Source organism: Arenimonas sp. (assembly GCF_036275555.1).
Lineage (GTDB): Bacteria > Pseudomonadota > Gammaproteobacteria > Xanthomonadales > Xanthomonadaceae > Arenimonas.
In genome coordinates this window covers 17,679-41,303 of sequence record NZ_DASUDO010000025.1, presented here as the reverse complement: position 1 = coordinate 41,303, position 23,625 = coordinate 17,679, and the positions used below count along the sequence as shown (strand labels likewise).

Sequence of the window (23,625 nt, the reverse complement as noted above, 5' to 3'; positions counted from 1 at the left end):
GCCCCGGCCGTCCAAGGTGAGCGGCGGCTGGCCAGCTTCTCGCGCCCGGCGAAAGCCCGTACGCTTCGGGGCATGCAGGAGGAGTCCACCGACGAAGCGCTGATGCTGGCCTACGGGGCCGGCGACGTCGGAGCGTTCCAGACCCTCTACGCCCGCCATCGCGGCCCGCTGTTCCGGCACCTCACGCGGCAGGTGCGGGATGCTGCGCTGGCCGAAGAGTTCTTCCAGGACACCTGGCAGCGGGTGATCACGGCCCGGGAGCGTTACCGCCCCGAGGCGAAGTTCGCGACCTGGCTTTACCAGATCGCGCACAACCGGCTCGCCGACCACTGGCGGGCGAAGCAGCACCGACCGGATGCGCCCGGCGACGCCACCGAGCTGGCGGAGCGGCTGCCCGACCCGGATTCGCCCGAGCGCAGCCTGTCGGCCTTCGAGGAGCGCCGACGCCTGCAGCTGGCGCTGGAGGAATTGCCCGAGGACCAGCGCGAAGTGGTGCTGCTGCGCCTGGAGCAGGAGCTGAGCCTCGAGGAGATCGGGGAAATCACCGGCGTCGGCCGGGAAACGGTGAAGTCGCGCCTGCGCTACGCCATGAACAAGCTGCGCGCGAGGCTGCGGCCATGATCGATCAACCCCATTCTCCGCGGCGGCACGTTGAAGGCAGCGCCACCCCAGACAGGAGCTCCACCATGCGTCCGCTCATGATCAGCTGCCTCGCCCTTGCCGTCGCCGCCGGCTGCGCCAAGAAGTCCGACCAGGTCCGCACCGAGAAGGCCGAGGCCGAACAGGCCCTGGCCCAGGAATCGGCCGCGCTCGACTCGATCACCGTCACCGGCACCCGCATGCGCGACGCGGAGGCGCGACGCATGGTGGTGATGGCGCCCCCGCCTCCCCCGCCGCCGTCGCCGCCGGCCCCGGCCGCCGCGTTCGCCGGCGGTCCGGCACCGGTGGTGGCGCCGCCGGAAGCCAACACCGAGAACTACGCCGCGTTCGAAGACAACGGCATCGTCCGCACCGCCGAGAACGCGGTATCCACCTTCTCCATCGACGTCGACACCGGCAGCTACAGCAACGTGCGCCGCATGCTCGCGCAGGGACAGCAGCCGCCGAAGGACGCGGTGCGGGTCGAGGAGATGATCAACTACTTCGACTACGGCTACGTCGCGCCGACCGACCGCAGCCAGCCCTTCAGCGTGCGCACCGAACTCGCGCCCTCGCCCTGGCACGCGAAGAAACTGCTGATGCAGGTCGGCATCCAGGGCTACGAGGTCCCGGCGGCCGAGATTCCCGCCTCGAACCTGGTGTTCCTGATCGACACCTCGGGCTCGATGGACTCGCCCGAGAAGCTGCCGCTGCTGAAGGAAAGCTTCCGCCAGCTGGTGCCGCGCCTGCGCGCGCAGGACCGCGTCTCGATCGTGGTGTACGCCGGCAGCGCCGGGCTGGTGCTGCCGCCGACGCCGGGTGACCGCCACGGCGAGATCCTGGCCGCGCTGGGCCAGCTCGAGGCCGGCGGCTCCACCAACGGCGGCGAGGGCATCGACCTGGCCTACGCGATGGCGAAGCAGGCCTTCATCGAAGGCGGCGTCAACCGCATCGTGCTGGCCACCGACGGCGACTTCAACGTCGGCATCTACGACCAGCGCGCGCTCGAGACCAAGGTCGAGCAGGGCCGCGAATCCGGCGTCGCGCTGACCACGCTGGGCTTCGGCATGGGCAACTACAACGATGCGCTGGCCGAGAAGCTGGCCGACCTCGGCAACGGCAACCACGCCTACATCGACAACCTGATGGAAGGCCGCAAGGTGCTGGTGGAGGAAATGGGCTCGACCCTGCTGACCATCGCCAGCGACGTGAAGATCCAGGTCGAGTTTAACCCGGCGCAGGTCGCCGAGTACCGGCTGGTGGGCTACGAGAACCGCACGCTGGCGCGCGAGGACTTCAACAACGACCAGGTCGACGCCGGCGAGATTGGCGCGGGCCACGACGTGACCGCGCTCTACGAAGTCTGCCTGGTCGGCATGGGCTGCGAGTCGAGCGATCCGCTGCGCTATTCGGCGCCGCCCGCCGCGGGCGCCAGGGGCACGGAGCTCGCCTTCCTCAAGCTGCGCTACAAGCGGCCGGGCGAAGAGAAGAGCGTGCTGATGGAGCGCCCGGTCACCCGCGGCGACGTGCGCAAGGAAGCCAGCGAGGACCTGCGCTTCGCCGCGGCCGTGGCCGCCTACGCCGACCTGCTGCGCGGCGGCCGGCACACCAACGGCTTCACCTGGGACCAGGTGGAGGCGCTGGCGCGCGGCGCGCGCGGCAACGACGCCTGGGGCTACCGCGGTGAGTTCTTGCAACTGTTGGCGCAGGCGCGCAGCCTGAGCCCCGCGCGCGACCCCGACGTCGCGATCAGCCAGGATTGAACCGCCCGTGACCCAGCCGCAGGACCCGCGCAAGCAGCCGCTCCAGGACGACGAGATCGCCCTGGCCCGGGTCTTGCGCGCCCTGCCGGCCGGGGAACCGCCGTCGCGGCTGGATGCCGCGATCCTGGCGGCGGCGACCGACGCGGTCGCCGCCTCGCCCGGCGAGCGACCGCGCACCGGCGCGCCGAAGCGGATCCTGCCGTGGCTGCCGACCTGGGCCATTGGCACCGCCGCCGCCGCGGTGCTCGCGGTCGGCATCGGCGTGCAGCTGCGGCCGCCGCTCGCACCCACCGTCGCACCCCAGGCCGAGCAGGCCCCGGCCCATCGCCCGCTGCCGGAGTCGCGGCCGCGGATGGACATCGAACTCCCCGAACCCCAGCTGGCGCCGCCGCCGCCCCCGGCGCCGCCGCCGGCCCAGCCCGCGCAAATGCGCAGCGAGCGCCAGGCGCCGCTGCCGCCGCCCCCGCCTCCGCCCGCACCCGAGTCCCCCGCGCCACCGAGCCCACCGGCGCCCGCCGAAGCCGTGGCCGATGCCTTCCCCGCGGCCCCCGTGCTTGCCGAGGACGCCGCCGCGGACGAAGGCGCCGCGCTGGACTCGATCACCGTCTCCGGCACCCGCGTCGCGCCGCCGCCGGAAACCGGCGACCAGGCACGCCGCCGCCACCAGTCCGCTTACGCCCAGCGCGCCGCCGAACGTGCCGACGCCGAACGCGAGGCGCTGGCCCGGCAGCAGGCCCAGGCCAGCGAGTCCGCGCAACGCGATGCCGCCGCGAAGGCCGCGGCCGCGCCTGGCGCCGCCGGCCCGCCGGTCGCGCGGCAGCAGGCGGCCCTGCCGCCGGTTTCCGAAGACACCGCACTGGCGCCGTACGCATGGTTCGACCGCATCCGCGCGCGCCGCGACGCCGGCGACCTCGCGGGCGCACGGGAGAGCCTGGCCCGGCTTCGCGCCGCCCATCCCGACGCGGCCGTCCCCGACGACCTCGCCGACCTGCGCTGATGGCGGCGCAAACGCTGCAGGGCCCGGCCAGCTTCACGCTCGAGGCCCGCAAGAGCCGCTTCATCGCACAGGCCGCCCCGGTGGATACGCCGGAGCAGGCGCTGGCCTGGCTCCGGCAAATCGCCGACCCGCAGGCCACGCACAACTGCTGGGCCTACCGCATCGGCGCCACCTACCGCTCCAGCGACGACGGCGAACCCGGCGGCAGCGCCGGCCGCCCGATCCTGGCCGCGATCGAAGGCCAGGGCGTGGACCAGGTGATGGTGGTGGTGACGCGCTGGTATGGCGGCACCAACCTCGGCGTCGGCGGCCTGGTGCGCGCCTACGGCGGCGCCGCCGCGGAATGCCTGCGCACCGCACCGCGTCGGCCGCTGGTGGACTGGTGCGAGGCCGAGGTCGAGGCCGGGTTCGCGCTCGCCGGCCCGCTGCACGGCCTGCTGGACGCGGTCGGGGCCGGCAAGCTCGGGGAAACGTTCGACGAACACGGCCTGCACTTGCGTTTGCGCGTTCCCGCCTCCAGCTTTGACGACCTGGCCGACCGGCTGCGCGACCTCAGCCGGGGTGCCGCGCGCCTGAGGCGCCTCGAGACCCCCGACGCATGACCGACACCCCGACGCCGCGCCCGCCGCTGAACTCCCTGCGCGGGCTGCTGCCCTTCCTGCGCCCCCACCGGCCGCTGCTGCTGTGCTGGCTGGTGGCGCTGGCGCTGAGTTCGAGCGCCACGCTGATGCTGCCGGTGGCGGTGAAGTACATGATCGACCAGGGCTTCGTCGCCGGCAGCTCGGTCGATCGCTGGTTCGCGCTGCTGTTCGCGGTGGCGGTGCTGCTGGCGCTGGCCACGGCGGCGCGCTTCTATTTCGTGTCGCTGCTGGGCGAGCGGGTGATCGCCGACCTGCGGCGCACGCTCTACGGCCACCTGCTGTCGCTGGACCAGGCCTTCTTCGAGCGCACCCGAACGGGCGAGCTGCTGTCGCGGCTGTCGGCCGACACCGAGCTGCTGCGCAGCGTGGTGGCCTCGAGCATGTCGGTGGCGCTGCGCAGCGGCATTACCGTGCTGGGCAGCGCGCTGATGCTGGCGGTCACCAGCCCGCGGCTGGCGCTGTTCGCCCTGCTGGGCATCCCGCTGGTGATCCTGCCGATGGTGGTCTCGGGCCGGCGCGTGCGCGGCGTGGCCAAGGACAGCCAGGACCGCGTCGCCGACGCCAACGCCCGCGCCGGCGAAACCCTGGGCGCGATGCACACCGTGCAGAGCTACGCGCGCGAGGACTACGAACGCGAGCGTTTCTCCGGCGCCGTGCAGGTGGCGCTGGGCACCGCGCGCAAGCGCATCCGGCTGCAGGCGATGCTGACCGCAGTGGTGATCGTGCTCGTGTTCGGATCGATCACGGCGGTGCTGTGGATCGGCGCGCAGGACGTGGTGGCCGGCAGCATGACGCCGGGCACGCTGGGGCAATTCGTGCTGTACGCACTGCTGGGCGCAGGCTCGGTCGGCGCCCTGACGGAGGTCTGGGCCGAGGTGCAGCGCGCGGCCGGCGGCATGACCCGCATCAACGAACTGCTGCAGGAGCGCTCGGTGCTGGCCGTGCCGGCCCGGCCGGCACCGCTGCCGACGCCCGTGCGCGGCGAAATCCGACTCGAAGGCGTGCGCTTCCACTACCCCACCCGCCCGGACGTGGCCGCGCTCGACGACTTCAGCCTGTCGGTCGCGCCCGGCGAAACCGTCGCGCTGGTCGGCCCGTCCGGCGCCGGCAAGAGCACGGTGCTGCAGCTGCTGCTGCGCTTCCACGACCCCGAGGCCGGTCGCCTCAGCCTCGACGGCCACGACCTGCGCACGCTCGAGCCCGCCGCGCTGCGCCGGCAGGTGGCCCTGGTGCCGCAGGACCCGATGATCTTCGGCGCCACCGCGCGCGAGAACATCCGCTACGGTCGGCTCGAGGCCAGCGACGCCGAGATCGAGGCGGCGGCCCGCAGCGCCGAGGCCCACGAGTTCCTGGCGGCGCTGCCGCAGGGCTACGACAGCGAGCTGGGCGAGCGCGGCGCGCGTCTTTCCGGCGGCCAGCAGCAGCGGCTGGCGATCGCGCGGGCGCTGCTCAAGGACGCGCCCATCCTGCTGCTCGACGAGGCCACCAGTGCGCTCGACTCGCAGAGCGAGCATGCGGTCCAGCAGGCGCTCGAGCGCCTGATGCAGGGCCGCACCACGCTGGTCATCGCGCACCGCCTCGCCACGGTGCTCAAGGCCGACCGCATCATCGTCATGGACCGCGGCCGCATCGTCGCGCAGGGCACGCACGCCGAGCTCCTCGCCCAGGGCGGCCTCTACGCGGAACTCGCCCGCCTCCAGTTCGACCACTAGTTTCCCGGCGGTGCGAAGGGCGTTTTTGACGCGGATTTACGCGGATAAACGCGGATAAAGCAAACGAACGCAGGATTGGTACTTCGCGGAATGGTTCAGCCGGCGAAGACCCACTTTCGCCTTTGCTTTATCCGCGTTTATCCGCGTAAATCCGCGTCCACCGCTCCAAAAAAGAAGAGCCCCGCAAAAGCGGGGCCCCGGGTTTCGAATCGAAACAGCCTCAGGCGGGCGCGACGTTGGCGGCTTGCGCGCCCTTCGGGCCCTGGACGACTTCGAAACTGACGCGCTGGCCTTCCTGGAGCGAACGGAAGCCCTTGGATGCGATCGCCGAGTAATGCACGAACACATCCGCGCTGCCGTCTTCCGGAGCGATGAAGCCAAACCCCTTGGCGTCGTTGAACCACTTCACGGTGCCGAAACTCATGCGCTTTCCTTCCCTCGAGTGCGGTTGGTCGAACGTGCCCCGGCACCTTCCCCGGGCCGTCGCACGGGCCGAGTATGCAAAAGGGGAATTCGACTGACAATCACCCCAGCAGCGCGTCGAACAGCCCAGGCAGCCCGGCGCTGGCGGCCTCGACGTGCGCCAGCACCTCGGCCAGCGTGATCTCGCCGTCGTCGCTGCAGCCGGCGGCCCAGTTGGCCACCACGGCCAGGCAGGCGTAGTCCAGGCCCAGCTCGCGGGCCAGGCCGGCCTCGGGCATGCCGGTCATGCCGACCAGGTCGCAGCCGTCGCGGCGCATGCGGGCGATCTCGGCCTTGGTTTCCAGGCGCGGCCCCTGGGTGGCGCCATAGCAGCCGCCGTCCACGATCGCGGTGCCGGCGCGGGCGGCGGCCGCGAGCACCGCGGCGCGCAGCGAAGGCGTGTACGGGTCGCCGAAATCGACGTGCAGCACTTCGCCGCCCTCGCCGTCCCAGAAACTCGAGGCGCGGCCCCAGGTGTAGTCGATCAGCTGGTCGGGCAGCGCCAGCACGCGCGGGCCGAAGCGCTCGGTGATGCCGCCGACGGTATTGATGGCGAGCACGCGGCTGGCGCCAAGCTGCTTGAGCTGCCAGAGGTTGGCGCGGTAGTTCACCCGGTGCGGCGGCAGCGAGTGGCCCTCGCCGTGGCGCGCCAGGAAAGCCACGCGGCGGCCGCGGATCGTGCCGACGCGGACCGGCCCGGACGGCGGGCCGAAAGGCGTGTCGCCGGTGACGGCCTCGGCATCCTGCAGGCTGGCGAGGCGGTAGACGCCGGTGCCGCCGATCACGGCCAGGTCGATCGCGGCCATGTCAGTTCCCCAGCGCGTAGATCGCGGGCAGGTTGCGGCCCTGTTCGTGGTAGTCCATGCCGTAGCCGTAGACGTAGCGGTCGGGCACTTCCAGCGCGACGTAATCCGCGGCGATGCCGTCGACGCAGCGGTCGTGCTGCTTCACGGCCAGCACGGCCACCCGCACCTCGCGCGCGCCCTGGTCCTCGCACCACTGCTTGACGGCCTTGAGCGTGTGGCCTTCGTCCAGGATGTCGTCGGCCAGCAGCACGCGCCGGCCGCGCAGCGGCGTGGCCGGACGGTGCAGCCAGGCCAGGCCCGAGCCGGTGGTGGCGCCGCGGTAGCGCGAGGCGTGCAGGTAGTCGAACTCGAGGTCGGTCTTCATCGCCATCGCCAGCTGGGCCGCGAACGGCAGGCCGCCGTGCATGATGGTGAGGTAGACCGGGCGCTCGCCGTCGGCGTAGTGGGCGTCGATCTCGGCGGCGATCCGGGTGATCTCGCGCTCGATCCTTGCGCGGTCGAACAGCAGGTCGGAACCCGCCACCGCCTCGGCCAGGGACTTCGCCATGTCAGGCCACTCCTTCGGGATGGGCCGTGATGCGGCCGCGGGCCTCATCGTAGCGCGCATCGGCCAGCAGGCCGTCCCAGCCGCCGGCACCGCGGCCCAACAACGAGCTGATGCCCAGCGTGTCGGAGGCCGGACGCGTGTCCATGGCCTTGAGCGAATCCTCGACCAGGGCCGGGGCGCACACCAGCACGATGTCGCAGCCGGCGTCGAGGTGGGCGTCGATGCGCGACTTCACGCCGCCGGCCGATTCGGCCGCGGCCATGCCGATGTCGTCGGAGAAGACCACGCCGCGGAAGCCCATGTCGCGGCGCAGGATGTCCTTGATCCAGCGCGGCGAGTAGCCGGCGGGTTCGGGCGCGACGGCCGGGTACTTCACGTGCGCCATCATCACCGCGTCGGCGCCGGCGTCGATGCCGGCCACGAACGGCACCAGGTCCTCGGCCTGCAGCGCCTCGAGCGGGCGCGGGTCCACGGCGTCGTCGAAGTGCGTGTCCTCGAGCACCGAACCGTGGCCCGGGAAATGCTTGAGCGTCGCGGCCATGCCGGCCTCGTGCATGCCGGCCACGTAGGCGCGGGTGAATTCGGCGACGATGGCCGGGTCGGCGTGGAAGGCGCGGCTGCCGATCGCGAGGTTGCCGCGGCCCAGGTCGACCACGGGCGCGAAGCTCAGGTCGACGCCGGTGGCGCGGATCTCGCTGGCCATCAGCCAGGCGTGGTCGCGGGCCAGGCGCAGGGCCGCCTTCGGGTCGCGCGCGTACAGGTGGCCGTAGCCGTCGAGCGAAGGCAGCGGGTGGTAGCCGTCGCGGAAGCGCTGCACGCGGCCGCCTTCCTGGTCCACGCACAGCAGCTGCGGCCGCGGCGCGGCGGCGCGGATGGCCGCGGACAGGTCGGCCACCTGCTGGCGGGAGGCGAAGTTGCGGGTGAACAGGATCACGCCCGCCACCGCGTCATGCTGCAGCCACTCGCGCTCGCGGGCGTCGAGTTCGTGGCCGCTGATTCCGATCACCAGCATCAGTGCTGCTCCTGTGCGCTCCAGCGCGAATACGGGCGCTCGGCGAGCGCCAGGTTGTAGTAGCGGAGTTCCTCGGTGACTTCCTGGCCCAGCCACCCGGGGCGCGGGTAGGCCTGGCCGGCGGATTCGAGCTCGAGCTCGGCCACGACCAGGCCGGCATTGTCGCCGCGGAACTCATCGACTTCGAAGGTGTGGCCTTCGACCTCGACGTAGTGGCGCACCTTGTCGATGCGGCCGCCCACGCACAGCGCCAGCAGCGCCTCGGCGTCGGCCACCGGCACCGGGTAGTCGAACTCCTGGCGGGTGGTGCCCAGCTCGCGCGACTTGAGGTTGAGGAAGGCCTGGTCGCCGGCGATGCGCACGCGCACCGAGGCGTTCTGGCGCCCTTCGCGCAGCGCCGCCATGTCGTTGATGTAGCCCTGCGCGATGCGCACCGAGCGGACCGCCTGCGCGCGCCAGCCCTCGCCCACCACCCGGAACTTGCGCTCGATCTCGATGCCCATGGGTTTCCTATTTCTCGAACAGCGCGATGGATTCGACGTGCGCCGTCTGCGGGAACATGTCCATCGCACCGGCGGCCTTGAGCGTGTAGCCGCGCTCGCGCACCAGGAAGCCGGCGTCGCGCGCCAGCGAGCCCGGATGGCAGCTGACGTACACGATCCGGCGGATGCCCTTGAGCGGCAGCTGCGCCAGCACCTCGGCGGCGCCGGCGCGCGGCGGGTCGAGCAGCAGCTTGTCGAAGCCGGCCTTCATCCAGGGCTCGCCCGACAGATCCTTGGCCAGGTCGGCGGCGTGGAATTCGACGTTGGCCAGGCCGTTCTTCGCTGCGTTGGCGCGGGCGCGGGCCACCAGGCCGGCCTCGCCCTCCACGCCCACCACCTGCCCGGCCCGCTTCGCCAGCGGCAGCGTGAAGTTGCCCAGCCCGCAGAACAAATCCAGCACGCGGTCGCCCGGCTGCGGGTCGAGCAGGTCGAGCGCCGAGGCGATCATCTTGTCGTTGAGGCCGGCGTTGACCTGGATGAAGTCCAGCGGCCGGAAGTCCAGCGAGAGGTCGTAGGCGGGGATGGCGAAGGACAGCGGCACCTGTTCCGGCCACAGCGCCTTCACCGTCTCGATACCGCCCGGCTGCAGGAACACGGCGAAGCCGGTGTCCTTCGCGAACGCCACAAGCCGCTCCAGGTCGGACGCCGACAGCGGCTCGAGGTGGCGGAATACCAGCGCCACGGCCTCGTCGCCGGCGATGAATTCGATCTGCGGCAGCGTGCGGCGGCCGTCGAGGCTTTCGACCAGCGCGGAAATCTCCGGGATGCGCAGGCCGATCGAAGGCACCACGGTGTGGCAGACCGACAGGTCGGCGACGAAGCGCGGGTTGGTCTCGCGGAAGCCGACCACGACCTTGCCCTTCTTCTCGACGTAGCGCACCGAGAAGCGCCCCTTGCGGCGGTAGCCCCAGGCGGCGTCGGTAAGCGGCGGCAGCACGGTGCCCGGCTCGACGTGGCCGATGCGGCGCAGGTTGTCGGTCAGCACCCGCTGCTTGGCGGTGATTTGCTGCGACGCCTCGAGGTGCTGCAGCACGCAGCCGGCGCAGGTGCCGAAATGCGGGCAGCGCGGCGCCACGCGCTCGGGCGCCGGCTTCAGCACCTCCAGGGTGCGGCACTCGTCGAAGTGGCGGTTTCGGCCGGTCTGCTCCACCCGCACGGTTTCACCCGGCAGCGCGCCGGCCACGAACACGGCCTTGCCCTCGCGGCGCCCGACGCCGCGACCGTCGTGGCTGAAGTCGGTAACGTCGATTTCGAAGACCTGGTGCAGCTTGGAGCGGGAACGAGCCACGGCGGGACCAAACGGAAACGGGGCGCGGATTGTCGCAAATCCGCGCCCCGGGTGCTGGATCGGTCGGCCCGCGCGGCGGCGCGGGGTTCGGGCCTGAAGGCCCTCCTACGGGTTACTTCTGCTTCCAGGCGCCGTCGGCGTCCTGGTACCACCAGCCGGCGCGGGCGCTGGCGACCCACTGCTTGGCGAAGGTCTCGCGGATCTGGCCTTCCCACTCCGGGTGGTTGTTGGCGACCGCGATCTCGCGGTACACCGCGTCGCGGTCCCGGTTCTCCTCGGCCACCAGCTGGTTGACCGCCACGCGGTCCTTCAGGCCGACCTGGGTGGCGTCGCGCAGCACCACGCGGCCGTCCTGGCCGAAGCCGAGCGCGCCGGAGTCGAAGTGCGGCTTGAGGCTGGACTGGAAACGCGCCTCCATCCGCGACTGGATCGCCTGGATGGCCGGCGTGCGGATGGTGATGTCGGCCTGCTGCGCGTGGGCCGAGGAAATGAACAGCGAGGCGACATCGAAGCCTTCGTGCGCGGGGGCCTGGAAGGACTGGGGGTTCTCGCCCTGCGCGGCGTCCTCGCCCAGCACCTTCTCGACGAACTCCTCGGCCGCCTGCTGCGCCTCGGCCGCCGGGAAGTAGACGTTGATGGTGACGCAGGCGCCCAGCGCCAGCACGCCGGCGGCGAGCAGCGACGTGAACAGGTAACGCGACTTCGGCTTGCCCATGACGCTCTCCGTTTGATTGGGTGACCGGCTATTGGATGACCGGGGCCTGGCCTTCGGTGGCCGCCTTGAGGCGGTCCAGCAAGGTCGGCCAGTCGACCTGCCGGCGGAAGCCCACCACCTGGATGCGCGGCAGGCCGGAACCTTCGACGATGGTATAGCCATCACCGGCTGAACTGACGCCGTCCATCGCACAAACGTTGTCGCGCAGGCGGCAGGCCAGCCCGATGCGGGCGTAGCCGAAGTCATCGAACAGCTTCAGCACCTGCGTCTGCAGCCCGGCCACCAGGCCGGCGCCGCCGACCCGGGAGATGTCTTCGACCGCGCGCTGGCTGATGCGCCGGCGTCCCTTCCACGCCTCGTCGGTCATCAGCCGCGCATCGAAGGCCACCGGCGACCAGTCGACCATGCGCAGGCCGGCGATGCGGCCGTCGAGCCGGCCGGTGATGCTGCCGAAGCCGAACGCCGCGGTCATCGGCGCCATGTCGATGTCCTCGATGGCGATATCGGCCGAGAGCGAGGGCGCGACGCCGAAGGGACGCTCCATTTCCAGCGACGACAGCGCCACGCGCCCCCCGAACACGTCCATCGCCAGGCCGCCGTCCAGCGTGAGCCGGTTGTCTTCGTAGCGCGCCGACGGGATGCGCCCGCCCACGGTGCCGGTGAAGGGGGGCCAGCCCAGGCGCTGCGACAGGCTGCCGAGGTCGAGCGCGTCCAGGGTCAGCCCCAGCTGGAAGCGCGTGCGCCGGGTCTCGGTGGGCGCCTGCCAGCGCAGGTCGTCGAGCGTCACCTGGCCGCCCAGCGCGGCGATGCGCGCGCCCTCGCGCAGCTTCAATTCGCCGTCTGCGCTGCGGAAGGCCAGACGCGCGGGACCCAGGCCGATGCCGTACAGCGCGCCGCCGTCGAGGCGCAGTGCGCTGCCCACGGCGGCGGCGTCGCGCGTCCAGCGCAGGTCGCCGGAGAGTCCCGCCAGCGTGAAGCGCTGCCGCGGGTCGACCGCATTGACGCCGGCGAGCCCCAGCGCCATCGCCTGCGCGCGGCCGTCCTGCAGCGCGAGCCGGGCCGTGGCGCGGCCCGACAGCAGCAGGTCTGGAAACCCGGCCGGCGCGAGGAAGCCGCTGAGGTAGCGGTCGCGGGCCACGGCCAGGTCGCCCAGCGTGAGCTCCAGCGCCAGTTCGCGCAGGCTGGCGTCGGCGGCCAGCCGCCCCTGGCCGCTGGCCTGCAGCACCTCGCCGTCGCGCCAGGAGAATCGGGGGAGCCGCCACCCCGCGCCGTCGTGCTGCTCCGCCACCACGGCCACGTCCACCGGCGTATCCGGCAGCGTCGCGTAGAAACCTTGGGCCAGGAACTCGCCGCCGCGCGCGCGCAGGTCCACCGCGACCTGCTGGCGGCCGGCCTGCTCGCGATAGCCGAGCGCCAGCGTGGCCTGCAGCCCCGCGGCCGCGAGCCAGCCGTCGGGCGTCTCCAGCCCGAGGTCGGCCAGCGCCAGCTCGGCGTCCACCGCGAAGGGCCCGGCGTCGGGCACGGAAATATCGACACGCCCGCCCAACTCGCCGGCGGTCCACCGCCCTTCGCTCCAGAGGCCGGCGAGGAATTCGCCGAGCCACGCGACCGGGATGCGCGCCAGCTGCAGCCGGTGGCGATCGGGCGCGGCGGCGATGGATTCGTAGGAAATCCGACGGGCGCCGAGCGCGAGTTCGGCGCGCGTGCCTGCCGGGGAAACCTCGAGCGAAAGCGGATGCAGCGCGCCGCCCGCCACCTGCAGCGGCCCGTCGCAGGCCCAGCGGCCGCTGTCGTCGCGCACCAGCGGGCAACGCCAGGCGAGGTCACGGCCGCGGTAGCCAAGCAGCGGCATTTCCGCGCTTTCCACGCGCATCTCGAGCGCGCCGGTGGCCTCGCCTTCGGCCCAGTCCAGCACCAGGTCGACGCCCTCCAGCGTCGCGACCTCGCTGCGCACCGCATCCACCTGCACGCGCAGCACCTTCGCCTGTGCGGCCGGGATGGCCAGCAGCAGGACGAGGAGGAGCCTCTTGCCGAGCGTGGCGGGTCGCCGCATGCTGCCAGCATAGTGGTTTTGCACGACGCGATTACACGGGACACCCGATGAACCCCCGCCTGCTGTTGGTCGAGGACGATGCCGTGACCGCCGCCTTCCTCGCGCAGGCGCTGGCGTCCTTGCCGGTCCGGTTGGCGCTCGCGTCGGACTTGGCGCAGGCCCGGGCGCTGGCGGACGGCGGCGAGGCGCTTTGGTTGTTCGATGCCCACCTGCCCGATGGCCGCGGCGACGCACTGCTAGCCTCGCTGCGCGCCCGCGGCTGGCGCGTGCCCGCGCTGGCGCTGACCGCGGAGGATGACCCGGTCGCGCTGGCGGGCCTGCAGGCCGCCGGCTTCGTGGCCGTGCTTCGCAAGCCCATCGGAGCGGCGGCGCTGCGGCAGGCGGTGCGCGGTGCCATGGCGGTGCCCGCCCCGGCCCGCGCCGCGGCACCCGCTGCACCGGCGTGCTGCGGGGCGGCCGCGCGCCCCGCCGCCGGCTGCGAAGAGCCCGGCCGGATGGCGCGCCTGGCCTGGGACGATGCCGCGGCGCTGTCGGCGCTCGGCGGTGAACCGGATGCCGTGCGCGCGCTGCGGCGTCTGTTCCTGCAGGAGCTGCCCGGGCAGGCCGGCACCATCGCCGCGGCCTGGTCCGCACGCGACGAGGCGCGCCTGCGCGAACACCTGCACCGGCTCAAGGCCAGCTGCGCCTTCGTCGGGGCCGCCGGCCTGCTCGAATCCGCGCGCGCCCTGCACGCCGCGCCCGCGGACGCCGGCGCGCATTCGCGATTCCAGGCCGACGCCGCCGAGATCCTCTCCGGCCCGGTCGCTCAGTCCTGACCCAGGCGAGCCAGCTCCGACAGCAATCCCCAGGATTTCAGCTTCTGCGGACCCAGGTGCACCTGCAGCACGCCGCGCAGCGCACTGCGCAGCTCCGCCAGCTGCTCGGCCGGCGGCAGCCGGTCGGCGGCGAGGGCCAGCAGCGCCGCGCCACTGGTGGAACCCGCGTCGTGCGCGCGGTCGCGCACCGGCCCGCGCTCGGCGTCGAGGCGGTAGCGTGCGGCCGGGTCGATGCGTTCGCCGTCCTCGGACTCGTCCAGCGGCAGGCCGTAACCCAGCAGCTCCAGCAGGTCGCGCTCGAAGCGGCGCAGGGTCCAGGCCAGCGGGCCGGGCCCCGCCAGCTCGGCGCGCAGTTCGCCGTAGCGCGCGTAAAGGTCCGGCGCCGGATCCTGCCGCGGCAGCAGCCGCAGCACCAGCTCGTTGACGTAGAACGCGGCCATCAGTGCGTCGCCCTGGAGCGCCGCGCCGGCATCCAGCGCCTCCGCCTGCACCAGCCGCGCCAGCTCGCCGCGCGGCAGGAAGTCGGCGCGGATCGACTGCAGCGGCTGCAGCGCCGCGCGCAGCGGATGCCGCTTGGCGCCCTGCACGCCGCGCGCGACCACGGCGACGCGGCCATGGTCGCGGGTCAGCAACTCGACGATCAGGCTGGTCTCGCGCCAGGCCCGCGCGTGCAGCACGAAGGCGGGCTGGGCCCGGACCTGCATGTCAGTCGCTGTAGCCGAACCGGCGCAGCGCGGCCTCGTCGTCCGACCAGCCCTCGCGCACGCGGCACCAGGTCTCGAGGAAGACCTTGCGGCCGAACAGCTGCTCCATGCCGTGGCGGGCGCTGGTGCTGATCGCCTTCATGCGCTCGCCGCCCTTGCCGATCACGATCGGCTTCTGCCCTTCGCGCTCGACCCAGACCACGGCCGCGATCCGCAGCATCTCGCCGTCGAGCTCGAACTTCTCGATCTCGACCGTGGCCGAATAAGGCAACTCGTCGCCGAGGCGCAGCATGAGCTGCTCGCGCACCAGTTCGCCGGCCAGGAAGCGCTCGCTGCGGTCGGTGATCTCGTCCTCGTCGTGCATCGGCGGCGCTTCGGGCACGTGCGCCAGCAGGGTCTTGACCAGGCCGTCGAGGCCGCGCTTCTTCAGCGCCGACAGCGGGTACACCGCGCTGAACTCGCGGCCCGCGGTGACCTCGGCGATGAAGGGCAGCAGCGCGCCCTTGTCGTTGATCTTGTCGACCTTGTTGATGACCAGCAGACAGGGCACGCCCGCGTCGTGCAGCGCCTTGTAGGCGAGCGCGTCGTCGTCGGTCCAGCGGCCGGCCTCGATCACCAGCATCGCCGCGTCCACGCCCTCGACGGCGCCGCGGGCGGCGCGGTTCATCATCCGGTTCATGGCGCGCTTCTGCTGGCCGTGGATGCCCGGGGTGTCCACCAGCAGCAGCTGCCCCTCGGGGAAGGTGGCGATGCCGAGCATGCGGTGGCGCGTGGTCTGCGGCCGCGGCGAGACGATGCTGACCTTGGCACCGACCATGGCATTGACCAGGGTGGACTTGCCAACGTTCGGCCGGCCGATCACGGCGATGGTGCCGGCGCGGTGCGGCGCCGGGTCGTTGGGGGCTTCGGTGTTCACTTGGTCTCCAGTCGCGCCAGCACGCGCTCGGCGGCGAGTTGTTCGGCGGCCCGCAGCGCCGGGCCTTCGGCCTGCTCGGCCAGCTCGGGATCGGTGGTTTCGCAGCTGACCACGAAGACGCGGGCGTGGTCGTCGCCGCGGGTCTCCAGCAGCCGGTAGGCCGGGCGCGGCAGCTGCCGCCCCTGCAGCCACTCCTGGAGCCGGGTCTTGGGATCCTTCTCGGCCTTGCCGGTCGGCAGGGCTTCGACCAGCGGCTCGAACCAGGGCATCACCGCGGCGCGGCAGGCTTCGAAGCCAGCGTCGAGGTGGATCGCGGCCACCACCGCCTCGAGCGCATCTGCCAGGATCGAATCACGGCGGTGCCCGCCGCTCTTGAGTTCGCCGGGCCCGAGTTCGATGCGGTCGCCCAGCTGCAGTTCGCGGGCGATGCCGGCCAGGGCGGATTCACGCACCAGGGCGGCGCGCGCGCGGGTCAGGGTGCCTTCGTCGGCCTTCGGCCAGCGGGCGTGCAGGGCCTCGGCGACGATCAGGTTGACCAGCGCGTCGCCGAGGAATTCGAGCCGTTCGTTGTTCGGCGCCCCGGCGCTGCGGTGCCTGAGGGCCTGCTGCAGCAGTTCGGGGTGGCGAAAGGCGTATTGGAGCCGATCAGCCACCCGAACCCGTACCGTTGAGATCGGCCACGTGCTCGAACTTGCCGACCACGTCGAGGTTGCCCAGCAGCGGCTTGCGGACTTCGTAGTACACCTTCATCTGCATGCCGCGCCCCTGGGCGGCCCGCTCGATCTTGATGTGCTCGCGCTTCACCGACACGACATAGGCGATGTTGAAGCGACGCTCGAGGTCGACCCACGCCTGCGGCAGGGTCTTGTTGGCCGAGTTCGGCTCGGCGGCGTAGGCGTTGATGGCCGCCTTCATGTTGTGGAACTCGCTGTACATCGGGAACAGCTTCATGGCCATCAGGGCGAAGAAGCCCACGACGACCAGGACCATGACGAAACTCATCAACGTGATGCCTTGCTGCTTGCGAACCATGGTCCTGTCCCCTGGGTGGTGGCCGTTCAGCGGATGGTATCGCCAATCCGGGTGTAGTCAAACGCCTCGTTGCAGAACCAGCCCGAGCAGTTGAGCCAGACCAGGAAGGCCTTGCCGACCAGGTTCTGCTCCGGCACGAAACCCCAGTAGCGGCTGTCCTCGCTCTGGTCCCGGTTGTCGCCCATCACGAAGAAGTGGCCGGCCGGCACCACCCACTGGTTCTCGATGCGCGGGTCGCTCCAGCGGTTGTTCTCGAGGCTGGCGTGGCGAATGGGCGCCTGGCCGTCCTGGCCCGGCAGCTCGACCTCGAACAGGCTGGCGCCGGTCATGGACCGACCCTGGCCGCGCCCGATGTAGACGCCGGTCTCGCGCTTGGCGACGGCCACGTCGTTCACGTAGAGCACCTGGTCCTTGAACGCGATGCGGTCGCCCGGCAGGCCAACCACGCGCTTGATGTAGTCGGTGCCGGCCTTGGTGTCGCCGGGGCCGTAGCCCGGGTAGCGGAACACCACCACGTCGCCGCGCGCCGGCTGGCCCAGCGGGACGACCTTGGTGTTGGCCACCGGCAGGCGCAGGCCGTAGGTGAACTTGTTGACCAGGATGAAGTCGCCCACCAGCAGGGTCGGCATCATCGAGCTGGACGGGATCCGGAAGGGCTCGGCGACGAAGCTGCGCAGGCCCAGCACCAGGAAGATGATCGGGAACAGGGACTTCGCGTACTCGACCACGATCGGGTCGGCCACGTCCTCGCCTTCCGCCTGCATCAGCTTGCGCTTGCGCGCGAACAGCAGGGAGTCGAGGAGCCACACCAGGCCGGTGAGCGCGGCCAGCGTGGTCAGGATCAGGGCAAGGTCGATTTTCACGCGTCGGGGGTCCTCGCGGCGGGGGCCGCTTACTTGTTGTCGGTCTGCAGCACGGCGAGGAAGGCTTCCTGCGGGATGTCCACCCGCCCGACCTGCTTCATGCGCTTCTTGCCTTCTTTCTGCTTCTCGAGGAGCTTCTTCTTGCGGGTGGCGTCGCCGCCGTAGCACTTGGCCAGCACGTTCTTGCGCATCGCCTTGACCGTCGAGCGGGCGATGATCTGCGAGCCGATCGCGGCCTGGATCGCCACGTCGAACATCTGGCGCGGGATCAGCTCGCGCATCTTCTCGCAGACCTCGCGGCCGCGGCGGTCGGCGTGGCTGCGGTGGACGATCGACGAGAGTGCATCGACCTTGTCGCCGTTGATCAGCGTGTCGATCAGCACGAACGGGCCGGCTTCGAAGCGCTCGAAGTGGTAGTCGAGCGAGGCATAGCCGCGCGAGACCGACTTGAGCTTGTCGAAGAAGTCCAGCACCACCTCGGCCATCGGCAGCTCGTAGCTCACCTGCACCTGCGAGGCCATGTAGTTGATGCCGACCTGGCGCCCGCGCTTTTCCTCGCAGAGCTTGATCACGTTGCCCACGTAGTCGGGCGGCGTGAGGATGTTGGCGCGGATGATGGGTTCGCGGATTTCCTGGATCTTGGTCACGTGCGGCAGCTTGGACGGGTTGTCCAGCGGCATCGTGCTGCCGTCCACCAGCAGCACCTCGTACACCACGGTCGGCGCGGTGGTGATGAGGTTGAGGTCGTACTCGCGCTCAAGCCGCTCCTGCACGATCTCCATGTGCAGCATGCCCAGGAAGCCGCAGCGGAAGCCGAAGCCCATGGCCTCCGAGCTTTCCGGCTCGAAGCGCAGCGCGGCGTCGTTCAGGCGCAGCTTCTCGAGCGCCTCGCGCAGCGACGGGTAGTCCTCGGCGTCGACCGGGAACAGGCCGGCGAACACGCGCGGCTGCATTTCCTGGAAGCCCGGCAGCGGGCCCGGGGCCGGGTCGTTGGCCAGGGTCAGGGTGTCGCCCACCGGCGCGCCGTGCACATCCTTGATGGAGGCGTTGATCCAGCCCACCTCGCCGGCGCCCAGCTTGGGCAGGTCCTTGCGCTTGGGGGTGAACACGCCGACCTTGTCGACCTGGTGGGTGCGGCCGGTGGACATCACCAGCATCTTGTCGCCGGGCTTGAGCTCGCCCTGCATCACCCGCACCAGCGAGACCACGCCCAGGTAGTTGTCGAACCACGAGTCGATGATCAGCGCCTGCAGCTTGTCGGTGTCGCGCGGCTTCGGCGGCGGGATGCGCTGCACGATCGCCTCCAGCACGTCCACCACGTTCAATCCGGTCTTGGCGCTGATGGCCACGGCGTCCTCGGCGTCGATGCCGATCACGGCCTCGATCTCGGCCTTGACCTTGGGGATGTCGGCGGTGGGCAGGTCGATCTTGTTGATCACCGGCACCACTTCCAGGCCCTGCTCCACCGCGGTGTAGCAATTGGCCACCGACTGCGCCTCGACGCCCTGCGCCGCGTCGACCACCAGCAGCGCGCCCTCGCAGGCGGCCAGCGAGCGGCTGACCTCGTAGCTGAAGTCGACGTGGCCGGGGGTGTCGATGAAGTTGAGCTGGTAGGTGACGCCGTCCTTGGCCGTGTACGGCAGCGAGACCGACTGGGCCTTGATGGTGATGCCGCGCTCGCGCTCGATCGGGTTCGAGTCGAGCACCTGCGCCTCCATCTCGCGCGCCTGGAGGCCGCCACAGATCTGGATGATGCGGTCGGCAAGGGTGGACTTGCCGTGGTCCACGTGGGCGATGATGGAGAAATTGCGGATGTGCTGCATGCGGGGGACGGCTGCCGGTCGGTGGCGGTAAACGGCGGATTATCGCACAGCCCCCGGGGCCTGGCCCGCCGCGGGGGCGGGCCGGCCCGGTCCCGGGGCTCAGCGCAGCGTGAAGGTCACGAAGCCGGTGCTGCGCGCGTTGCGCACCAGCAGGCGCACTTCGTCGCCGGAACCGAGGTCCTTCACGGCGGCCTCGAAGTCGGCCACCGAGCCGATGTCGGCGCGACCCACCTGCAGGATCACGTCGCCCGGCGCCAGCCCGGCCTGGCGAGCGGCCAGCCCGGCCACGCGGCCGACCAGCACGCCCTCGCCCGCCCGCAGTCCCAGCGCGGACCGGGCCGAGGCGTCGAGCTCCTCGACCACGACCCCCAGCGCGTTGCCGGCCGCGGGGGCCGGGGCCGCACCCTGCCCTGCCGGTGCCGACGGCGCCGCGGCGGTATCCAGGGCCGACAGGGTCACGACCAGGTCGAGCGGCTTGCCGTCGCGCATCAGGGTGACGCTGGCGCGGCTGCCCGGCGGCATGGCGCCCACCATCGGCGGCAGTTCGGCCGAGCGGCCGATCTCGCGGCCGTTGAAGCGGGTGATCACGTCGCCCGGGCGGATGCCGGCGCGGGCGGCGGCGCTGCCGTTCTCGACCGAATCGACGAAGGCGCCGACCGGTCGGTCCAGGCCGAACTCGGCCAGGCGCTCGCGGTCCACGTCCTGGATGCGCACGCCGAGCTGGCCGCGCACCACCTTGCCGGTGTCGCGCAGCTGGCGCACGGCGTTCATCGCCACCTCGATCGGGATCGCGAAGCTCACGCCCATGTAGCCGCCCGAATTCGAGAAGATCTGCGAGTTGATGCCGACCACCTCGCCGCGGGTGTTGAGCAGCGGTCCGCCGGAGTTGCCGCGGTTGATGGCCACGTCGGTCTGGATGAAGGGCACGTACTGCTGGCTGGGATCGAGCGAGCGGCGGCCGACGCCACTGACGATGCCGGCGGTGACCGAGTGCTCGAAGCCGAAGGGCGAGCCGATCGCCAGCACCCACTGGCCGGCCTTGAGGCCGCGGGAATCGCCGATCTTCAGCACCGGCAGGCCGCGGCCGTCGACCTTGAGCAGGGCCACGTCGGACAGCGGATCGCTGCCGACCAGTTCGGCCTTGAGCTCGTTGCGGTCGTTCAGCCGCACCACGATGTCGGTGGCGCCTTCGACCACGTGGTGGTTGGTGAGCACGTAGCCATCGGCCGAGATGATGAAACCCGAGCCCTGCGACACGCCGCCGCGCGGGCCCTGACCCGGGCGCCCCGGCAAGCCGGGCTGGCCGAAGAAGCGCCGGAAGAATTCGGGCATGTCCTCGGGCATCGGCGGCGCGCCCTCGGCCGCGGCGTCTTCGTCGTCACGGGCGTCGCCACCGCCGATCGTGGCTTCGATGTTGACCACGGCCGGGCCGGTGCGCTCCACCAGCCGGGTGAAGTCGGGCAGTTGCACCAGCGGGGCCGACTCCGGCGCGGCGGGCGACTGCGCTTGGGCGAAGCCAAGCGGCAGCAGCAGGGCGATGGCGAGGACATGGCGGTAGGACAGGCTCATGGGCAATCACTCTTGCAGGGGTTGGGGGTGGCGCCGGCGGCGGGCAGCAGCCGCGGCGCGGGCAAGTGGCGCTTGGAGGCGCGCGCTGCCAGGAAAGTTCCCGCCAGCAGGCCGGCGAGGGTCAGGCCATCGCGCGCGACCGGCCACGCCGCGCCGACGGCGTAGCCCGCGAGCGCGCCGAGCAGCAGGCCCAGCAGCGCGCGACCGTAGCCGAGCCAGGCGGCGCGACGCAGGGCCTCGTCGTCGATCGCGAGGCGATAGCGCTGGCCGGGCCGTGCGTCGTCAACGCCGGCGCCCGCGAGGACGAATTCGCCGGCGTCGGTCGTGGCAAACAGGTTGCAGCGACCGGCGCAGCCGCCTTCGCAGCCCGAGCAAGGCCCGCCCAGCAGGCGCAGGCTCAGCTGCCCGTCCTGGACGCCGATCACCTCGACCTCGCGCTCAGCCATCGGCGTCCACCGCACGCACGGTGCGCGCCAGGTGCGCGACGGTGCCGGCCGGCACCTTGCCGATCGCCAGCACGTGCCAGCCCGCCGACTGGAAGGACTGCGCGTGCACCGCGCCCTGCCGGCTGGCGCTGGCGGCGCGGCGGTTCGGGTCGGCGCGCTCGACGTAGACCGACACGCTGGCCAGCCCGTCGCTGTAGAGCAGCTGCAGCCCGGCGTCGTCCCGCCGCGCCGAGCGCAGCGTGAAACCCGGCGGCGGCGCCGGCACGCGCCAGTCCGGCGCGACCGTGCGCGCGGCGGCGAGCGGGGCCAGCGCGACCAGGCCGCGGTCGGTGGAGGGCTCGAGGTCTTCGTCGCGCGGCCGGCGCCCGATCGCCAACTCTGTGAACGCGACGTGCTCGACCGCGGCGCCCTGCGCATCCACCAGGTCCACGCGCAGCGGCAGGCCGGTCTTGCGCTCCAGCCACAGCCGGTAGCCGTAGCGCCAGCGGTCGGTGGCGAGGATGTCGATGCGCTGGGCCGCGTGGCCCGCGATGCGGTCGCTGCCGGCCAGCTGCACGCGATAGCCCGTCAGGTCGCCCGCCGCGGACAGGGCGAGCGCGGGGCTCCAGCCGCCGTGCGCCGTGACTTCGAAGGCGAGTGGTCCGTCGCCCCCGCCCAGGCACATGACCTTCCGGCCGTCGCGGATGACCTCGCGCGGGGCGCCGCCCAGCGCCACCAGGCGCTCGCGTTCGCGATCGCCGTCGCGACGGTGGAACAGCCGGACCGTTTCCACGCGGCCACCGGTGACGTGCACCAGGGTGCCCTGGTAATCGAGCCCGCGCAGCGCCGGCTCGATCCGCGCCAGCCAGTCGCCCGCGCCCACCGCGGCCTGCAGCGGCCCGGCCAGCGCCAGCAGCAGGACCAGCCAGGCGGGCCTCACTCGCGGCGATCCTCCGGCGCGGGCGCCGCCTCGGCCTCCTGCGTGACCACGTCCACGTAGGGCAGGAAACCGCCGACGCCGTCTCCCGCCGCCAGCGCGTTGTGGCGCACGAGGTAGGCCTGCAGCGAACGCTCGCCGGCCACGACCGGCGAACGCGGCCAGGCCTTGCCGGCGGTTGGGCTGGTGAGCGGGAAATCACGCACCGACGGCAGCGGCGACGAGGGCGCCGAGGCCACCGACTCGAATTCGGGCAGCGCCGCGGACGGCGTCGCGGGCAGCGCGGACGTCGCGGCGGGCGCGGGCGCCTCGGCCAGCCCGGCCGTCGCCGGCAGGCCCGGGCCGGCGTCGGGGGCCAGCATGTTCGGCAGCAGGGCCACCATCAGCACCGCCGCCGCGGCGCTGGCGAACCAGGGCCAGCGCGCACGCGCCGTGGCCGCCGGACCCAGGCCGGCCTGCACGCGTCCGGCGAACGCCGCGGGCATCAGCCGCACCGGCTGGCCGCGCAGGCAGGCCGAGGCCAGCTGCCAGCGTTCGAATTGCGCGCGCAGGGCCGGGTCGTTGTCCAGTCGCCGCTGCAGGAAGCGGGCCTCGTCGGCCGGCAGCTCGCCGTCCAGCCAGGCGCTGAGCTGTTCCTTCAGGCGGTCATCGATGTCGGTCATGGGCGCACTCGTTCGCTGTCCATCAGGGGTCGCAGGGTTTGGTCGATCGCTTCGCGGGCACGGAAGATGCGCGAGCGCACGGTGCCGATCGGGCACTGCATCAGCCGGGCGATCTCTTCGTAGCTCAGGCCGTCCACCTCGCGCAGGGTGATGGCCTGGCGCAGCTCCTCGGGCAGGCCGGCCACCGTGTCGGTGACGGCCTGCTCGATCTCGCCGCGCAGAAGCTGGTGTTCCGGGGTGTCGTGGTCGTGCAGGCGGCCGCCGCCGGAGAGATGCTCGGCGTCCTCGGCCGCGATGTCGGCGGTCGGGGGGCGGCGCTTGCTGGCGACGAGGTGGTTCTTGGCGGTGTTCACGGCGATCCGGTAGAGCCAGGTATAGAACTGGGCATCGCCGCGGAAGTTCGGCAGCGCCCGATAGGCGCGGATGAACGCATCCTGGGTGATGTCCTGGGCCTCGGCGTGATCGGGCACGAAGCGGTACACCACGGCGCCGATCCGGTGCTGGTACTTGCGCACCAGCAGGTCGAAGGCCGAGTTGTCGCCACCCTGCACACGCTTGACGAGGACCAGGTCCAGTTCGTTGTCGCCCATCCGGGCCGCTGCTCCTGCGGCCATCCGGGCCGCTCAATGGACATCCGCCGCCGGGGAAAGTTCCCGCCGGTGCAAACCGGCGTTGACCCCCCGGGGTCCTGCCGGGATGATA

25 protein-coding genes are annotated in these 23,625 nt (G+C 72.0%); 6 read left to right on the top strand and 19 right to left on the bottom strand.

The window, feature by feature from the left end; all coding sequences use genetic code 11:
* The first annotated feature begins 72 nt into the window (after positions 1-72).
* From VFV21_RS06535 to VFV21_RS06515, 5 genes are all read left to right on the top strand, one after another.
* Entirely contained in the window at positions 73-621 is a 549-nt protein-coding gene (locus tag VFV21_RS06535; RefSeq protein ID WP_329668656.1) for an RNA polymerase sigma factor, read from the top strand.
* A 65-nt stretch (positions 622-686) separates the two neighbouring features.
* Positions 687-2,402 (top strand): VWA domain-containing protein, encoded by a 1,716-nt coding sequence (locus tag VFV21_RS06530; RefSeq protein WP_329668655.1) that lies wholly within the window; start codon positions 687-689, stop codon positions 2,400-2,402.
* Between the two features lie 7 nt (positions 2,403-2,409).
* Positions 2,410-3,399, top strand: coding sequence for a hypothetical protein (locus VFV21_RS06525; RefSeq protein ID WP_329668654.1), 990 nt, complete (start codon positions 2,410-2,412; stop codon positions 3,397-3,399).
* The gene (locus VFV21_RS06520; RefSeq protein WP_329668653.1) at positions 3,399-4,001 is read left to right on the top strand and encodes a YigZ family protein; all 603 of its coding nucleotides are present in this window, start codon (positions 3,399-3,401) and stop codon (positions 3,999-4,001) included. The genes VFV21_RS06525 and VFV21_RS06520 overlap by 1 nt, the downstream gene beginning before the upstream one ends.
* The gene (locus VFV21_RS06515; protein WP_329668652.1) at positions 3,998-5,752 is read left to right on the top strand and encodes an ABC transporter transmembrane domain-containing protein; all 1,755 of its coding nucleotides are present in this window, start codon (positions 3,998-4,000) and stop codon (positions 5,750-5,752) included. The genes VFV21_RS06520 and VFV21_RS06515 overlap by 4 nt, the downstream gene beginning before the upstream one ends.
* Before the next feature lie 220 nt (positions 5,753-5,972).
* On the opposite strand, the gene VFV21_RS06510 is transcribed toward VFV21_RS06515, so the two are convergent.
* From VFV21_RS06510 to VFV21_RS06475, 8 genes are all read right to left on the bottom strand, one after another.
* Positions 5,973-6,176: a cold-shock protein gene (locus VFV21_RS06510; protein WP_034210690.1), complete on the bottom strand. Its 204-nt coding sequence runs from the start codon at positions 6,174-6,176 to the stop codon at positions 5,973-5,975.
* Between the two features lie 100 nt (positions 6,177-6,276).
* A complete protein-coding gene (locus VFV21_RS06505) occupies positions 6,277-7,020 on the bottom strand; it encodes an S-methyl-5'-thioinosine phosphorylase (RefSeq protein WP_329668651.1) in 744 nt (247 codons plus the stop codon).
* A 1-nt stretch (position 7,021) separates the two neighbouring features.
* The gene (locus VFV21_RS06500; protein ID WP_329668650.1) at positions 7,022-7,567 is read right to left on the bottom strand and encodes a hypoxanthine-guanine phosphoribosyltransferase; all 546 of its coding nucleotides are present in this window, start codon (positions 7,565-7,567) and stop codon (positions 7,022-7,024) included.
* A gap of 1 nt (position 7,568) precedes the next feature.
* Entirely contained in the window at positions 7,569-8,579 is a 1,011-nt protein-coding gene (gene nagZ / locus VFV21_RS06495) for a beta-N-acetylhexosaminidase (RefSeq protein ID WP_329668649.1), read from the bottom strand.
* A complete protein-coding gene (locus tag VFV21_RS06490) occupies positions 8,579-9,082 on the bottom strand; it encodes a CYTH domain-containing protein (RefSeq protein ID WP_329668648.1) in 504 nt (167 codons plus the stop codon). Before VFV21_RS06490 ends, nagZ begins: the two co-directional genes overlap by 1 nt.
* A gap of 7 nt (positions 9,083-9,089) precedes the next feature.
* Entirely contained in the window at positions 9,090-10,409 is a 1,320-nt protein-coding gene (gene rlmD / locus VFV21_RS06485) for a 23S rRNA (uracil(1939)-C(5))-methyltransferase RlmD (protein ID WP_329668647.1), read from the bottom strand.
* A 112-nt stretch (positions 10,410-10,521) separates the two neighbouring features.
* A complete protein-coding gene (locus VFV21_RS06480; RefSeq protein WP_329668646.1) occupies positions 10,522-11,124 on the bottom strand; it encodes a YdbL family protein in 603 nt (200 codons plus the stop codon).
* A gap of 28 nt (positions 11,125-11,152) precedes the next feature.
* Complete coding sequence (locus tag VFV21_RS06475) at positions 11,153-13,177, bottom strand: hypothetical protein (protein WP_329668645.1); 2,025 nt, start codon at positions 13,175-13,177, stop codon at positions 11,153-11,155.
* Positions 13,178-13,224: 47 nt separating this feature from the next.
* On the opposite strand from VFV21_RS06475, the gene VFV21_RS06470 reads away from it, so the two are divergent.
* Positions 13,225-13,992 carry a response regulator gene (locus VFV21_RS06470; RefSeq protein ID WP_329668644.1) on the top strand — a complete coding sequence of 256 codons (768 nt, stop codon included), beginning with the start codon at positions 13,225-13,227 and terminating at the stop codon, positions 13,990-13,992.
* Here VFV21_RS06470 and recO read toward each other — a convergent pair.
* The 11 genes from recO to rpoE all read right to left on the bottom strand — a co-directional run bounded on the left by recO (position 13,983) and on the right by rpoE (position 23,513).
* The gene (gene recO, locus VFV21_RS06465; RefSeq protein WP_034210681.1) at positions 13,983-14,696 is read right to left on the bottom strand and encodes a DNA repair protein RecO; all 714 of its coding nucleotides are present in this window, start codon (positions 14,694-14,696) and stop codon (positions 13,983-13,985) included. The two genes, VFV21_RS06470 and recO, sit on opposite strands and share 10 nt — an antisense overlap.
* A 1-nt stretch (position 14,697) precedes the next feature.
* Positions 14,698-15,612, bottom strand: coding sequence for a GTPase Era (gene era / locus VFV21_RS06460; protein ID WP_329668643.1), 915 nt, complete (start codon positions 15,610-15,612; stop codon positions 14,698-14,700).
* Positions 15,609-16,286, bottom strand: a complete 678-nt coding sequence (gene rnc / locus VFV21_RS06455; protein WP_414638507.1) for a ribonuclease III — start codon at positions 16,284-16,286, stop codon at positions 15,609-15,611. The genes era and rnc overlap by 4 nt, the downstream gene beginning before the upstream one ends.
* Complete coding sequence (locus tag VFV21_RS06450) at positions 16,258-16,602, bottom strand: DUF4845 domain-containing protein (protein WP_414638503.1); 345 nt, start codon at positions 16,600-16,602, stop codon at positions 16,258-16,260. The genes rnc and VFV21_RS06450 overlap by 29 nt, the downstream gene beginning before the upstream one ends.
* A 68-nt stretch (positions 16,603-16,670) precedes the next feature.
* Positions 16,671-17,507: a signal peptidase I gene (gene lepB, locus VFV21_RS06445; RefSeq protein WP_329668640.1), complete on the bottom strand. Its 837-nt coding sequence runs from the start codon at positions 17,505-17,507 to the stop codon at positions 16,671-16,673.
* Between the two features lie 29 nt (positions 17,508-17,536).
* The gene (lepA, locus tag VFV21_RS06440) at positions 17,537-19,330 is read right to left on the bottom strand and encodes a translation elongation factor 4 (RefSeq protein WP_329668639.1); all 1,794 of its coding nucleotides are present in this window, start codon (positions 19,328-19,330) and stop codon (positions 17,537-17,539) included.
* Positions 19,331-19,429: 99 nt separating this feature from the next.
* Positions 19,430-20,899 (bottom strand): DegQ family serine endoprotease, encoded by a 1,470-nt coding sequence (locus tag VFV21_RS06435; RefSeq protein WP_329668638.1) that lies wholly within the window; start codon positions 20,897-20,899, stop codon positions 19,430-19,432.
* Positions 20,896-21,345: a SoxR reducing system RseC family protein gene (locus VFV21_RS06430; RefSeq protein WP_329668637.1), complete on the bottom strand. Its 450-nt coding sequence runs from the start codon at positions 21,343-21,345 to the stop codon at positions 20,896-20,898. The genes VFV21_RS06435 and VFV21_RS06430 overlap by 4 nt, the downstream gene beginning before the upstream one ends.
* Positions 21,338-22,264: a MucB/RseB C-terminal domain-containing protein gene (locus VFV21_RS06425; RefSeq protein ID WP_329668636.1), complete on the bottom strand. Its 927-nt coding sequence runs from the start codon at positions 22,262-22,264 to the stop codon at positions 21,338-21,340. The genes VFV21_RS06430 and VFV21_RS06425 overlap by 8 nt, the downstream gene beginning before the upstream one ends.
* A complete protein-coding gene (locus VFV21_RS06420; protein ID WP_329668635.1) occupies positions 22,261-22,923 on the bottom strand; it encodes an RseA family anti-sigma factor in 663 nt (220 codons plus the stop codon). Before VFV21_RS06420 ends, VFV21_RS06425 begins: the two co-directional genes overlap by 4 nt.
* Positions 22,920-23,513 (bottom strand): RNA polymerase sigma factor RpoE, encoded by a 594-nt coding sequence (gene rpoE / locus VFV21_RS06415; protein ID WP_329668634.1) that lies wholly within the window; start codon positions 23,511-23,513, stop codon positions 22,920-22,922. The genes VFV21_RS06420 and rpoE overlap by 4 nt, the downstream gene beginning before the upstream one ends.
* Between the last annotated feature and the right edge of the window lie 112 nt (positions 23,514-23,625).